Below are 14,543 nucleotides of genomic sequence, written 5' to 3'. Positions count from 1 at the left end.
ATCCTCACGCGCTTACCATCATGAATTTGCCTGGCACGTCGGGGTTCGGCACGAACCAGGTCGGCTTGCCTTCCGCGTCCTTGCCAAGGCGCGCACCGGCAACGGGCGGCCTGTTCGCATCGAGCGAACGAGGTTCGGTGTTTTTACGGCGGGGCAGGAACTCGTCTTCCTGCAATTCGAGCACCGATTCCTTGAACGCCTTGGCGATTGCGACAAAGTCTTCCTCGCCATGCGCCGTGGTGAAGAAGCAGGGAAAATTGTCGAGGATATGGATGCCGCGGCTGCGCATCATCGCAAACAGCAAATCCTGAAGCGGGTGGTCTTCAAGGAAGCTGGTTTTCCATACGGATGCAAAGTGCGTCACCTTGATCGGGGCGCCTGCCCCTGCGCAGAACGTGTTGAGTTCGTCGGCCAGGGATGAAGTGCGGGCATTGAGCCGTTCCTGCAACGAAGCGCCCGAGGTCTTGAGATGGTCGAGCACCGCGTGCGCGGCAGCCAGTGCCAGCGGATGGCGCACGAAGGTGCCGGCGAAATAGGTGACGCCGACCGTCGGAATCGATGCATCGCCGAACTGCCAGCTGCCACCGTCGAGCGCGTCCATGAATTTTCGCTTGCCCGCAATGACGCCGATCGGAAAGCCGCCGCCGACGACCTTGCCGTAGGAAGCCAGGTCGGCGTCGATGCCGAGCACCGCCTGTGCACCGCGCGGATGGGCGCGAAAGCCGGTGACCACTTCGTCGAAGATCAGCAGCGCGCCGGCATCGGCGGTGATCGCCCGCAGTTCCTGCAAGAATTCGCGCGGCTGGAAATCGGGACGTCGGCTCTGCACCGGTTCGACCAGCACGGCCGCGATGGTCGCGGCGCGCTCGCGGATGATCGCGAGCGACTCGGGCGTGCCGTAGTCGAGCACGAGCACGTTTTCCGCGGTATTGCGCAGTATGCCCGGCGCAGCCGGTACCGAGCGCAATCTCTTGGTGCCGCGCACGATCACTTCATCGAAGATGCCATGGTACGAACCGCTGAAGATCACCAGCGTATCGCGGCCGGTGACGGTGCGCGCCACGCGAATGGTCCCCATGACCGCTTCCGAGCCGGTATTGCATAACGCGGCGCGCTCGAATCCGGTGAGCTCGCAGATTTGTTTGGCGACCACGCCGGCAAGGGGGTGTTGCGGGCCGATTTCGTAACCGGCATCCAGTTGTTTGCGTACCGCATCCAATACAAAATCCGGTTGCCAACCGAACAAATTCATGCCGAAGCCATTCAACGCATCGACGTATTCGTTGCCGTCCAGGTCCCACACTTTCGAGCCCTTGGAGCGATCGACCACGATTTGGTAAATCATCTCTTTCAGCAGCGGGCGGAATCCGTTGACCACACGGGGATCGGCCAGGTGCGCGCGATGTTCCTGCGTGTATGCCTTCGATCGGCGCGTGCGCGCGATGTAGCGGCGCATGAATGCTTCCAGCCGCGCGCGTTGGCGGCCGGTCAGCTCGGTTGAGCTGGAGTGGATCCGCGCGATCGCGCCGAACGCCTTTTTGACGTCGTAGGTCGTATGCGCCAGCGCGGCTTCGTCGTCTGGCGGCGGATCGGCCGCAGGCATGACCGCGGGTGCCGCAGCGGGTGTTTGCGTCGCAGTGATGGTGGCTGCGGATGCCGTTGCGCCGGGTGTCGTTGCCGGGACCTGCGCATGAGCGAGCAACGTTAATTGCTGCTGCATGATCTGCATTTGCTGCTGGATCACATCTTGTATCAGTCCACCGCCCGCCGGCAGGGGCATCGCCGTTACCTGGCTTGTTCGCGCGGCAGGGGCGGCCGTTACCGTGGTGGCGGCCGCATCGGCGGTGGTGGCGATGGCCGCGGCGTCTGGTGGCAGCCATCGGTCGATATGCTGGGCGAGGCTGTTGAACGAGGAACATGATTCCATCAGTTCGCGGAACGTGATCTTCAAGGCGAAGGTCTTTTGCAGCTGCAAGGCCACCTGGGTCAGCGATAGCGAATCGAGGCCGAGTTCGACGAAATGCGTGGCCGGATCCACGCCGTCGAACTCGGTGCCGGCAACGTCTTCGAACAGTGCGTAGAGTTGGGCGACCAGGCGCGTGGCGCGCGTGGAAGTGGCGGTCGAGGCAGCGGCCATGGCGGCCTCCGGGACAAGAATGGGTGGAATGGCGGCTGTCGCAGCCAGTTCGCTGCGCAACGGCAGCGTGATGACGTTGGATGCGACTGCCGACGAGGATGAGGCGGGCGCCGGCGCTGCCTCGATCCAGTGGCGCTTGCGCTCGAAGGGATAGGTCGGCAGGCGCACCCGACGCTTGCGCTGCCGGCGATCCAAGCGGTCGACCGCGAGATCGACGCCGTATGACCATAATTGCCCGAACGCATCGAGCCACGCGGCCCGTTCGCTGGATGGCCTATCGGCCAGCGAGGCCAGCACAAGCCTGCCGCGGCTCTGCGGATGCTGCCGTACCAACATGCTGAGAGTGGTGCGCGGCCCTGCTTCGAGGAAGGCGTGTCGCGGTTCGGCGAGCAGGTTTTGCACGGCGCTGGAAAAGCGTACCGTGCCGCGCAGGTGCCGGGTCCAGTATTCCGCCGACGTCGCTTCCTGGTCGCTCAGCATGAGGCCGGTCAGCGTCGAAGCAATCGGCGTTTGTGGTGCCGACAGCGCGATATGCTTGAATTCGCGCCGGAACGACTCTAGCGCGGGGTCCATCATGGACGAATGGAAGGCGTGCGAGGTGTGCAGCAATCGGCAGGCAACGCCGGTTCGCTCCAACTCTGCCTGAAATGCCTGGATAAGCGGTGTTTCGCCCGACACGACGCACGCATTCGGGGCGTTTTCGGCTGCGAGCGACAAGCTTGCCGGAAGGCGCGCCGCCAGTTGCGCGGCATCCAGGCGTACCGACAGCATCGAGCCGGCCGGAAGCGCCTGCATCAGGCGGCCACGCCGGGCCACCAGGCGTGCGCCCTCGGCAACGTTCATCACGCCGGCGATCACGGCCGCGACGAATTCGCCCACGCTGTGGCCGATCATGGCCACCGGTGTCACGCCATAGTCCAGCCACAGGCGTGCGAGTGCGTATTCCATTGCAAAGATGGCCGGCTGGGTCAGCCCGGTCTCGCGCAATGCGTTCGCATCGTCGGCAAATAGACGCTCGCGCAAATCGAACCCAAGCTCATCGCGAAGAATCTGTGCGCATTCGTCGAGCGCTGCGCCAAAGGCCGGTTCCGTTTCATATAGCTGGCGGCCCATGCCAGCGTATTGCGCGCCTTGGCCCGGGAACAGGAATACGATGCCTGGCGCCGGATTGAGCGCGGTTTTCAAGGCCGGCGGCTGGGGCGGATCGCGCAGTCGTTTCGCAGCCTCTTCGACGCTATCGGCAACCAGGTGGATGCGCTGCGCGAAGATTTTTCGGCCCTGGCATAGCGTCCAGGCGACATCGGCGAGTTGGACATCCGGTTGGGTTGCGAGATGGTCGCCCAGACGGGTCAGTGCGTGGCCGAGCGCCGCATCGCTGCGCGCGGAAAGCAACAGCAACTGGGGGCCGCCGGCAGCATCGGAGGCTTCGCGTTGCGGCGGCTCTTCGAGAATGATGTGCGCGTTGGTGCCGCCGACGCCGAACGAACTGACGCCCGCGCGCAACGGGCCGCCATCGGAGGTCCATTCGCGCAACGTATCGTTGACGAAGAACGGGGCGTGGGCGAGATCGAGTTTCGGATTATTGGCACGGAAGTGAAGCGATGGCGGCAAGCGCCGTTCGGTCAAGGCCAGCGCCGTCTTGATCACGCCGGCCACCCCGGCTGCCATGACCAAATGGCCCACATTGCTCTTGACCGAACCGATCGCGCAGCTGCCGTGTTCGCTCGTATTCCGGCCGAATGCCTGGATTAACCCTTCGATCTCGATGGGATCGCCCAGCGGCGTGGCGGTGCCGTGGGTCTCCACATAGGAAATCGTGCCCGGTTCCACCCCGGCGTTCGCCAGCGCCATCGTGATCACCGCCGCTTGTCCGGAACTGCTGGGCGCGGTAAAACTCGCTTTGATTCCTCCATCATTGTTCACCGCGCCGCCACGCATGACTGCGTAGATCGGGTTGCCGTCATGCAATGCGTCGGAAAGGCGCTTCAACAAGACAACGGCGGCGCCATCGCTGAATACCGTGCCTTGCGCGTCGATATCGAAACTGCGCGTATGCCCATCGGGCGACAGCATCGAGCCTTCTTGCGAGACGTAGCCGCTACGCGGCGGACACGTGACCGACGAGCCGCCGGCAAGCGCCATGTCGCAGTGTCCGGCGCGCAAGGCATCGAAGGCCTGGCAGATGGCGACCAGTGACGTCGAGCATGCGGTATTGAGGCTGATCGCCGGACCGGTAAGGTTGAGTTTGTGCGCTACGCGCGTGGCGAGATAATCCTTTTCGTTGCCAAGCATGACCTGGAAAGCGCCGAGTTTATCGACCAGCTCCGGCCGGTTGCTGAGGTGGCGCTGGAAATAGGTCGCGTTATGCATGCCGCCGAAGACCCCTATCGGCACGTCGTGCTTGTCCGGTACATGGCCGCCGCGCTCCAGGCATTCCCAGCAAAGCTCGAGGAAGATCCGCTGCTGAGGGTCCATCAGCTCCGCTTCGCGCGGCGAGATGCCGAAAAACGCGGCGTCGAACTCTTCCACGCCATCGATAACACCGCGTGCCGCGACGTAGGCCGGATCGTTGCGCTGCTCGGCCGGAATGCCGGGATCGAGCTGGTTGGCGTCGAAAAAAGTGATCGATTCGCGGCCGGCGCAGAGATTGTCCCAGAACGCCTCGACATCGTTCGCGCCGGGGAAGCGCCCGGCCATCGCGATGATGGCGACCGGTTCGGCGGCATCAGGGGAGCGATGACGCGGAAGACGTGAAGCCAGCGCGGCGCGTTCGCCGCCACGGTCGAGCAGGGCGGCAAGTGCGGCAGGCGTTGGCGCACCGAAGAAGGCCGCGATCGTGAGTACGGCCGACGGCAACTCGCTGCGAATGCGTGCCACCGTGCGAATGGCCAGCAGCGAGTTTCCGCCAAGATCGAAGAAATGATCGTTGCGGCCGACTTGATCCAGGCCCAGCAGGTCGGCAAATAGCTCGCAAAGCCGTTGCTCCGTCTTTCCGATCGCCGGTACATAGACATCGGCGAGTTCGGGACGGCGGTGGTCCGGCGCGGGCAGGGCCCGGCGATCGAGCTTGCCGTTGGCCGTGACGGGTAGCGCATCCATCGCGATATAGATGGCCGGAACCATGAAATCCGGCAGCGTGCGCGCCAGTTGATCGCGCAACGCGCGCGCGGTGATGGTTGCATCATCGGTAACGTAATAAGCCACCAGCCGCTTGTGCCCGGGGCGATCTTCGCGTAACAGCACGGCGCACGCGCGCAAACCAGGCTGGCGTTGCAGGGCCGATTCGATTTCGCCGATCTCGATCCGGTAGCCGCGAATCTTGATCTGGCTATCGGCCCGGCCGATGAACTCGATCGCCCCTTGCGGCAGCCAGCGCACAAGATCGCCGGTGCGATACAGGCGCTCATTTTTATCAACGCCAAAGGGCTGGCCGACAAACCGTTCGGCGGTCAATTCCGGGCGCGCCAGGTAGCCCCGCGCCAGCCCGGCGCCGCCGATATGCAACTCGCCGATCACGCCTGTCGGCACCGGTTCGCCACGGCTGTTCAGCACATACAGTGTCGTATCAGCGATCGGGCCGCCGATCGGGATCGAGCGATCATCAGCATCGATATCGCGTGGTATGCGATAGGTCGCGGCAAATGTGGTGCATTCGGTCGGACCGTAGCCGTTGATGAGGGTGATATCCGGCAATGCGGCGTAGGCCTTGCGCACATGCGCGACCGACAACGCTTCGCCGCCGATCAGCAACTGTTCCAGGCCGCGCAATTTGCGCGCATCCTCATCGACGATGGCATTGAAAAGCGCCGCCGTCAGCCACGCGATGCGTGCACCATGGCGTTCGATGGTGTCTTCCAGGCCGCAACCGGTGGGAATGCGCTCGTCGTGCACAATGCAGGTGCCGCCATTGAGCAAGGCTCCCCATATTTCCAGTGTCGATGCGTCGAAACCGAGCGGCGCGGCGTGCAACATGCGGGGTTTGCCGCTGAGATCGACATAGGTCACATCGCGTACCAGCCGGATAATCGAGCGATGGGTGATCTCGACGCCTTTAGGCGTGCCGGTCGAGCCGGACGTATACATCACATAAGCCAGTGCGCTGCCGTCGATGGAAGGCGGTTGATACGGCGGCGCCTCGGCGCGCTGCAACTGCTCGAGTCGCAGCATGGGGACGTGAACGCCAGGTAGCGCAGGCAGATTGTCACCGGCAATGACCAGTGCGGCATGCGCGTCGTTGATCGCAAAGGCGAGGCGTTCTGCCGGGTAGCCTGGTTCGAGCGGCAGGTAGGCCGCGCCAGCCTTGAGAATGCCAAGCATGGCAATCAGCGCTTCGACGGAACGCTCGAGCAATAAGGCGACTGGCGCGCCGACTTCGACGCCGGCCGCCATCAGGCCCGCTGCGATGCGACTGGCGCGAGCATCGAGTTCGGCATACGAAAGCGTGGGGCCAATGGATTCGATCGCCGGCGCATCGGGATGCTGGTGAGCTACCTCTGCGAACAGGCCATGCACGGTATCGGTGGCGCGACGCGATACGGCCGTGGCATTCCATTCGAATAGCAGGCGATGGCGTTCGCCCGGATCGCAGATATCGAACGACGACAGGTCGTCGTCGGGGGCGGCGCACAGCCAGGTGAGCGCGCGTATGGCACCGGCGGCAAGCAGGTCGATCGCCCCGCCACTCAGCGGCGTGCGGAATGCTGCCTCGAGCCGGGCAGGGAGGGTATGCATGGTCCAGCGACTGTTGATGGCGCCAGCCATGTCATCGCATTGGGCCTGGACATCGAGCAAATGCGGATCGTTGCTTACGGCCCATGCGGCAGGAACGGTGATGGTTGTCGCGGTACCGAGCGAGGCGCAGAACGCCTGGAGCCAGGCGTTGCGCGCGCCGGCACGCGGTACGTCGATGGAGAGCTGCCTGGATCCTTCCGCATCGATGTGGGTGGCGATTAAGGTCTGCGCGCCGGTGAAGCGAGATTCGGCCAGCGCCAATGCAGCGCACAGGATCGCCGCCTCGCCGACGGTGTGCCGTAGCGCCGTTTCGTCCAATGCCGCGGCAAGCGACTCATCGAATGTGTATTCACGCCGCGTCCAGCCGGCTGCGCAGGCGCCGGTTTTTTGCGATGGCAACACGTCGAACAGCGGGATGCCTTCAGCCATGCCATCCTGGTTGTGGGCCGCACGTGTGTTCATGAGGCTTTCGCGATCTCCGTGCAGGTGATGGCTGTCGCCAGGTTGCGTTAGGCGATAACGCGATCAATCGGCCACCGCATAGGCGCTTGGATGCGCCAGCGATGGGCAGGCAGGTGGACGGCTGCCGACTCCATGGGCGGCAACCAGGGCCGACGCGGTGGCATACGTCAGCGTGTCGACCAAAGGACGTTTGCCCACCGGGATCGGTTTGATGCCTTTGCGGTAAAGCAAATCGTTCATGACGTGTCGCATGGCGTTCCGTCGCGTTGCTGCGGTGCTGTAAGTCAGGCTGATGGTGATCGACGGCTCGTCGGTCGTTTCAACCATGTGCGGGCTGGTGATCGGCATGTAGACACCCATGCCGGGACCGAGGGTGAAGACGTGGGCGCGTTCGCGAAATTCTTCGTTCCATTTCACCAGTTCCAGGTCATGCCGGGCGTGGAATACGTCGCGTGCGCGTTCGCCGCATACCTGCGTGTCATCGGCATCCCAGACGTAAACTTTCTTGGTTCCGCGGACCTGCAGCAAGATGCCGTGATTGCGGTCGATATGAAACGGCGTGACGGTGCGCGGCGAGGCTACGAAAATCCATCCCGCGCGGTAGTGCATGCCCGGATCCTTGCGCTCGATCAGCGGCTGGATCGGGTCCATCGCCAGGTCGACCAGGCTGCGGTAGGTGGGGTCGTCCTGTACGTGACGCAGCAGCATCCACGCCTTCGCATCGGTGATGCCTTGCAGCGTGTCGGCGGCGGATTTCCGGTTGGGGTATAGACGGCCGACGTCATCGAAGTTCGCGTCGGCACCGGCTTCGTTGTTGAAGGTAAACAATCGCGTGCTGCCCTGGAAGCGCTTGCCCAGGGCCACCAATTGATCGGGTTGCAGCAGAGGGTGATCGGACAACCGGTGGCGCACAGCCTGGATGCGCCACGGATCGAAGGTATCCCAATCGAAATCGATAAGTGCCGCCGCACCGGTGTTCATGATTTCAACCTCCCCGGCCCTACGAAAGTTAGCGAAGAACGTGAGTGTTCCTTGCGCCCGCACATCGCGTATGCCGTTCGCTATGACGCCGCTTGATGGCGCAGCGAGCTTCGATACCAATGCCTGGCGCTGTTACGCCATTCCCCAATGGACTTCTCGTTTGTGTCTTTCCATGTTTTGACCAGCTCGCCAGCGCACCACGATTCGAAGGCGCATAGCCAGCTCGATATTCATTTGGACTGAAAAGCCAGCAGCCACAAAATGGCGCCTTGAACAGGAGCACCCGTCCAACTGACGTTGTAGGTACCTGCGGCAGCGACCTGTTTGTACGCCACCGCACATTGCACGCCGCTGTTGTCGGGCAGCGTCAGATAGCTTTCGATGACGGCGAATCCGTTATTGGGGACGGCCGTCATGCGCTTGACGCCACCGTCGCCCCACCACACCGCGATCAGGGTGGCCGGGCCGGTCGTGGTCACATTGCCGCTGGTCAGCTGAAGACCGGTGGGTGCGTAGTTTTGGCTCACATCCCGCAAGACGCCCGCATGTCTTATTTCAATGAACGGGATGGAGATTTCGCCCGTCGCGTTGCCGTCTTTGGCAAAGCTGACGGTGTGGCCCGGCCCCCCCTTGGCATCGAGCGCCACATAGGCCTTCACGTTGAAGCGATCGCCATAGCCATTGCCGAATGGCACGTCGTTGCCCAGTTGCTTCCACCGGTTGCCGTAGCGGTCGCGAGGACCCGCCGCGTTGCTGGAGTAACCGCCGTTGAAAACGATCAACGAGCTGCCGTGGGGCTGGGTGGTGAGCGGCGCGGTGACAGCCGGACTGGCCCCGAGTCCTTCGGACTGGGTCAGCAGGGTATGGGCACCGAGCGAAGGCGACGGGATAGCGCCGTTGGCTATCCCGGCAGGCGTTGCCTGGGCCAGCGCGGCGATGGGGCCTGCGACCAGAAGCGCGGCAACAGTGGTCCCGCGGCAACAGGCAGCAACGTACTGGCGACAGTCCTGCATGGGACCCCTCCTACCACAGGTATCAGATTTTGAGAACTGCATCACATTAAGTCAAGCGGAATTATGCTTGCAGTTGCGTCAAACCTGCGCGAGGCTAGTCCGGTCCCCCGCATGTTGGCCCGGGTCGCCAAGCGTGTACGGGGGCACCATGCAGTAGGGGAGCGGCGTGGCTAACGAGATCGATTTTCTGCACCTATACCGGCAACTCAGGCTGAGTCCCGATTGCGACCTGCAGGAGTTCAAGCAGGCCTACCGCCGCCGCGTATCGGCATTGCATCCGGACCGTAAACCTCAGGACTATGTCGACTCGCGCGCTGCGCAGCGACTGCAACAGCTCAATGCCCACTATGAAGCGGCGATGGAATTCCAGCGACTTCATGGCCGTCTGCCCGGGGCGACGCCGGTCGTGCGAGGCGCCTTGCCGGACAGGGCCAGCCGGTCGCGGCATCCGTCCCCTTCGGCACCATCGAATGCGCCACGCCGCCCGCATGTGAAATGGCTGGTCCCGATTGCACTGGTCGCGATCGGCATTCTGTTTTGGGGCGTGTCCGCGGTACCGCCGCCGTCGAACGACGCCTCCGATAGCGTTGCCGGCGACAATGATGCCAGCCTTGGCGAAACCTCGGCGGCGCCGGCGTTGACATTGGGCATGTCGGAGGAAAATGTGCGTGCCATCGAAGGCGACCCTGTCATGATTCGCGATGATGTATGGGAGTACGGGCCATCATGGGTACGTTTCGACCACGATTCGGTGGTCGATTGGTACAGCTCGCCGCTGCATTCGTTGAAAACGGCTCGAACACGGCCATCTGCCGCGCGCGACTGAAGAACCGATTCCGTTCGACCCGTGCTGGATTTCCGGATGCCGGCATGCGCGCAGGCCTCAACGTGCGCCGCGATTGAACAAGACGACTTCCACGGTTTCGATCAGGATCACCATGTCCAGCAGCAAGTTGTGATTCTTCACGTAAAACAGGTCGTATTTGAGCTTTTCGGCCGCGTCGTCTTCCGACGCACCGTAGGGGTAGCTCAATTGCGCCCAGCCGGCGAGGCCTGGTTTCAAGCAGTGGCGCAAGCTGTAGAAAGGAATCTTGGTGGCCAGATCGGCAACGAACTGCGGTCGTTCGGGACGCGGTCCGACGATGCTCATCTCACTCTTGAGCACGTTCCATAGCTGCGGTAATTCGTCCAGCCGCAGCTTACGGCAAACGCGACCGACCCGCGTCACCCGGTCGTCGTGCTTGCTGGCCCAGCGCGCCACGCCGTCGCGTTCGGCGTCGGTGCGCATGCTGCGGAATTTCAGCAGCCAAAACGTCTTGCCGTCTTCGCCGACGCGCTCCTGCCGATACAAGATGGGTTGTCGGGGGCCCGATTCCAGCCGGATGGCCAGGGCTACCATTGCCATCAGTGGCCAGCACAGCAGCAGCAGTACTGTGGCTGCCACCACGTCGAAACAGCGTTTGGTCAGCCGATGCAACGGCGTGGCGTTGAAGCCGTTGGAGAAAACCAGCCACGACGGCTCCAGCCATGACAACTGCACGCGACCGGATTCACGTTCGAAGAAAGTGGTGAGATCGGTAATCATCACGCCTGCCTGCCGGCATTGCAGCAAGCCATCCATCGGCAGCCGGCCGCGGCGATCGTCCACGCCCACCACGATCTCGTTGATCTGTTCGCGCTTGGCCAGGCTGGATAGCGGAATATCCAATGCAAGAAGGTTCTCGGCAGGAACGCAGATTTCTTCGCCGGGGCAGGGCACATAACCGACGATCGTAAAGCCGCGGCGATCCGAACGCCGGCGCATGCGGTTATGGATCTGCGCGGCTCGCTGGCCGGTGCCGAGAATCAATACGCGCGGCTTGAGCGACTCGATCTCCACCAGCCGCATAAAAAGCAGGCGAAACGTCATGACCGCGAGGAAGCCGATGACCAGCGCCATGCCTAGCACGCCGCGACCGACATAGGCTTGCGGCACGATGTAATAGCCGATGACCAGCAACAGGCCGCCGATGACGAAAGCCACGGCTTGCCGCGCCACCGCGCCCAACCAGCTGGTGCGCAGATGGGTGCGATATTCCCCCAGCGCAGCCATGCCAAGCATGATGACCGATGCAAAGATGAAAGATCGCAACGACAAATAATGCGAAAATTCGATCAGTTCATAGGGGTTGCGAAAGTAGCGCAGATACATCGCCAATTGCAGCGAGGCTGCAAGCAGCAGCAATTCGGTTATGCCGAATAGCAGCAACCATCGCACCGTTTGGCGTCGCAGAAAGCGAAGCATAAGTTTCCCCTTCAACGCTATATCCGTATAAGCGAAGGCCGAAGTTACGCCCTTTTTTTGGTGGTGTCGATGCTCTTTTTAAGCGTTTCTACGCGGCCGGGAACGTGTGTTTACAAGGTGTTGCATGCCTGATACAGGTGTGCGCCATTGCTCCGGATGGCACCTGCACCGACCCTGTTTCATATCGCTTCGGAAAGGGTGGCATGGCGCAACTGCATGCGCAGTTGATCGGCTAAACGCAGGCTGAGGGCGACGATCGTAAAGGTCGGGAAGGCCCAGCCGCCGGTTGGAAATACCGAGCTCCCGGCGATGTGCAGATTCTCGATGCCATGCACGCGGCACTGGCGGTCGACGACACCTTGCCGCGGATCATCGGACATGCGCGTGGTGCCCAGGTGATGTGCGGTGGTATGGACCTGGGCAGTTGCGTCGTCACCGTCATTGAGCCATGCAGCAGGCCGGTAGCTGCCACCGGCCGCGCGGGCAAGCTCGGCGCCGAACAGCGCAGCTGCGGTGCGGTAGGTATGGCGATCGAGCGCGGTAAGGCGCCAGTCGACGCAGACCTTCGGCAAGCCCAGCGGGTCGCGTTCGTCGGCGAGTGTGATACGGCTGTCGGGATTGGGAGCTTGCTCGAAATACCCGATCAGCTCGACACGATTGCCGCGCACGGTGGGCTTGCCGCCACGCTTCTGCATAAGCGCTCTGACGATGTCGGCGGAGCCAAGCCCGATCCGTAGCGCCGCCATCGCTATGTTGGCGCTACGTGTGCGCGTGTCGTCATCATTGGAGGGAGCGTTTTTCAGTGCGGCGCACAGGCGCGCTTCCAATATCGCATTTTCGTCTTGTGCGGTCGGCCGCAAGGCGGCGCGAAAATCGCGCAGGGCGCGAATGCCTTTTGGAACGGGCCCCTCGACGGAAAATGGGTGCACACGTCCATTCAAGATGCGGTGCGCCTGCTGGAATGCGGGCGACAAGCCGATTTCAGGAAACGCCGGCGCGAGGCCTTTTCCCTGGGTTCGATCATAGGGGCGCGTAAGCCGTTCCGGTGTATCGGTGATGACAGTGCCCATGCTGCCGCAAGGATGGTCCATGAAATAGCGGCCGACCAGGTCGTATTCATTACCCAGCCCGCGCGGGCGAATGGAGTTGGAGAGCAGCAGCATTCGTGCATTTTCGATGCCGCCGCAGGCAAGCACGTAGTGTCGTGCCCGGACCGCGCTCCTGCGCCCGTCGATGGTGCCGATACGTGCCTGGCGAACAGAGGCGCCACTGGCCGAGGCGTGCAGTTCGAGCAAGTTGGCATGCAATACGACGGTGATATTAGGGGCCTTTTCCAGCTCGGACCGATAGGCGTTACCGAACAGGATCGGGCTGCGCGCAAAAACTTGATTGATCAATTTTTCGGCGTCGAAGGGAATGGGCGCGCGTGCAAGCGGGATCAGGAAGGAGTTGTCGGTGAAGGGGTGCGCATCGATCCGGCAATATTCGCGCGCGCGTTCGTAATAGGGCCTCAGTTCGTCGTAGGCGATGGGCCAGCCGCTGTGCGGCACCCAAGGGCGTTCAACCAAGTCGTGTTTGCCAAGCGGCATGCAGCCGCCGCCCCACAGGTTGCAACTGCCGCCAAACACGCGCATGCGCGACGTGCCGGCATCGAGGGGCGGGGTGCCGATTGAGGTGCCTTCGTACAGGGCCTGGCTTTGCTCCTCGCCGGTAGCGCCGCCGCCTTCGACCAGGCAGACGGTGGTCGATGTGCCGATGAAGCATCGTGCGATCGCAATGCCGGCAGCACCGGCACCGATGACGCACAGGTCCGTGTCGATGTCGGCCGAGGCTGGGCTATCCAGATAGTCGATGATCAATTCTCGCCCCCAAGACGCTCACGTTTGCGTGCGCAGGCTACTGCGAGCTGCATAAACTATTCGCGGTAGTAGTCCCGGTACCAGCTTACGAAGTTGGCGATACCCGTGGCTATGGGAATTTTTGGCGCATAGCCAACCGACTGTATCAGTTCTGTTACATCCGCCTCGGTATCGGGTACGTCGCCGGCCTGTAATGGAAGCATCTCCATCTGCGCTTTGCGGCCCAGGCATTGCTCCAGCACCTCGATATAGCGCAGCAACTCCACCGGCTGTTCGTTGCCGATGTTGTATAGCCGATATGGTGCCACGGCGCTGCTGGCAGGATCGGGCGACGTGCCGTTCCAGTCGGCGTTCTTAGCGGGAAGGGTGTCCAGGGTGCGTATGACGCCTTCCACGATGTCGTCCACGTAGGTAAAGCTGCGCTTGTGCCGCCCATGGTTGAAAACCCTGATTGGTTCACCGGCAAGAATGGCTTTGGTAAACAGGAACAGCGCCATGTCCGGACGGCCCCACGGGCCGTAAACGGTAAAGAAGCGCAGGCCGGTGCTGGGAATGCCATACAAGTGCGCATAGCTGTGCGCCATCTGTTCGTTGGCTTTCTTGGTGGCGGCATAGAGCGTAAGCGGATGTTCGGTCGGCTGGTGTTCGGAGAAAGGCATCGCGGTGTTGGCGCCGTAGACCGAACTTGTCGAGGCAAACACCAGGTGTTCGACCGCATGTTGCCGGCAGCCTTCGAGGATATGCAAAAAACCCGTAACGTTGCTGGCGGCGTAGATATGCGGATTTTCCGCGGCGTAACGCACCCCCGCTTGCGCGGCGAGGTTGATCGCGCGTTGCGGCCTATGCCTTGCGAAGGCGCTTTCCACGGCGGCGCGATCGGCAAGGTCGGCATGGATGTGCGTATAGCGCGGATGTTCGATGAATCGCGCCAGGCGCGCTTGTTTCAGGCGGACATCGTAATAATCATTGAGGCTGTCGAAGCCGATAACGTCGTCGCCGCGTTCGAGCAACTTGAGCGCGACATGCGAACCGATAAAACCGGCCGTGCCGGTAACAAGCACTTTCATGGCGCGAAA

7 protein-coding genes are annotated in these 14,543 nt (G+C 62.4%); 1 reads left to right on the top strand and 6 read right to left on the bottom strand.

Annotated features, from left to right (window positions below; translation table 11 throughout):
- Window positions 1–4: 4 nt before the first annotated feature.
- The 3 genes from ISP15_RS00520 to ISP15_RS00510 form a co-directional block, all read right to left on the bottom strand.
- Window positions 5–7,330 (bottom strand): hybrid non-ribosomal peptide synthetase/type I polyketide synthase, encoded by a 7,326-nt coding sequence (locus ISP15_RS00520; protein WP_404543873.1) that lies wholly within the window; start codon window positions 7,328–7,330, stop codon window positions 5–7.
- A gap of 63 nt (window positions 7,331–7,393) precedes the next feature.
- Window positions 7,394–8,311: a cupin-like domain-containing protein gene (locus ISP15_RS00515; protein WP_404543871.1), complete on the bottom strand. Its 918-nt coding sequence runs from the start codon at window positions 8,309–8,311 to the stop codon at window positions 7,394–7,396.
- A 230-nt stretch (window positions 8,312–8,541) separates the two neighbouring features.
- The gene (locus ISP15_RS00510) at window positions 8,542–9,324 is read right to left on the bottom strand and encodes a hypothetical protein (protein ID WP_404543869.1); all 783 of its coding nucleotides are present in this window, start codon (window positions 9,322–9,324) and stop codon (window positions 8,542–8,544) included.
- A 166-nt stretch (window positions 9,325–9,490) separates the two neighbouring features.
- Here ISP15_RS00510 and ISP15_RS00505 point away from each other — a divergent pair, with 166 nt between their 5' ends.
- A complete protein-coding gene (locus tag ISP15_RS00505) occupies window positions 9,491–10,150 on the top strand; it encodes a J domain-containing protein (protein WP_404543866.1) in 660 nt (219 codons plus the stop codon).
- 57 nt (window positions 10,151–10,207) lie between these two features.
- Here the strand turns inward: ISP15_RS00505 and ISP15_RS00500 are convergent, their stop codons facing one another.
- The 3 genes from ISP15_RS00500 to ISP15_RS00490 form a co-directional block, all read right to left on the bottom strand.
- Window positions 10,208–11,608, bottom strand: a complete 1,401-nt coding sequence (locus tag ISP15_RS00500; RefSeq protein ID WP_404543862.1) for a TIGR03013 family XrtA/PEP-CTERM system glycosyltransferase — start codon at window positions 11,606–11,608, stop codon at window positions 10,208–10,210.
- A 179-nt stretch (window positions 11,609–11,787) separates the two neighbouring features.
- Entirely contained in the window at window positions 11,788–13,467 is a 1,680-nt protein-coding gene (locus ISP15_RS00495) for a GMC oxidoreductase (protein ID WP_404543857.1), read from the bottom strand.
- Window positions 13,468–13,523: 56 nt separating this feature from the next.
- Window positions 13,524–14,534 carry an NAD-dependent epimerase gene (locus ISP15_RS00490; protein ID WP_404543855.1) on the bottom strand — a complete coding sequence of 337 codons (1,011 nt, stop codon included), beginning with the start codon at window positions 14,532–14,534 and terminating at the stop codon, window positions 13,524–13,526.
- Between the last annotated feature and the right edge of the window lie 9 nt (window positions 14,535–14,543).

Origin of the sequence: Dyella jejuensis, from assembly GCF_044904675.1 — a bacterium.
GTDB lineage: Bacteria > Pseudomonadota > Gammaproteobacteria > Xanthomonadales > Rhodanobacteraceae > Dyella_B > Dyella_B jejuensis.
The sequence above is the reverse complement of the archived record's forward strand: the minus strand, read 5'-3'. Positions and strand labels throughout refer to the sequence as shown.

Bases quoted from the DNA above. Each gene is read 5' to 3' on its own strand.
- ISP15_RS00520 (WP_404543873.1), bottom strand. From the start codon at position 7,330: ATGAACACACGTGCGGCCCACAACCAGGATGGCATGGCTGAAGGCATC.
- ISP15_RS00500 (WP_404543862.1), bottom strand. From the start codon at position 11,608: ATGCTTCGCTTTCTGCGACGCCAAACGGTGCGATGGTTGCTGCTATTC.
- ISP15_RS00490 (WP_404543855.1), bottom strand. From the start codon at position 14,534: ATGAAAGTGCTTGTTACCGGCACGGCCGGTTTTATCGGTTCGCATGTC.
- ISP15_RS00510 (WP_404543869.1), bottom strand. From the start codon at position 9,324: ATGCAGGACTGTCGCCAGTACGTTGCTGCCTGTTGCCGCGGGACCACT.
- ISP15_RS00515 (WP_404543871.1), bottom strand. From the start codon at position 8,311: ATGAACACCGGTGCGGCGGCACTTATCGATTTCGATTGGGATACCTTC.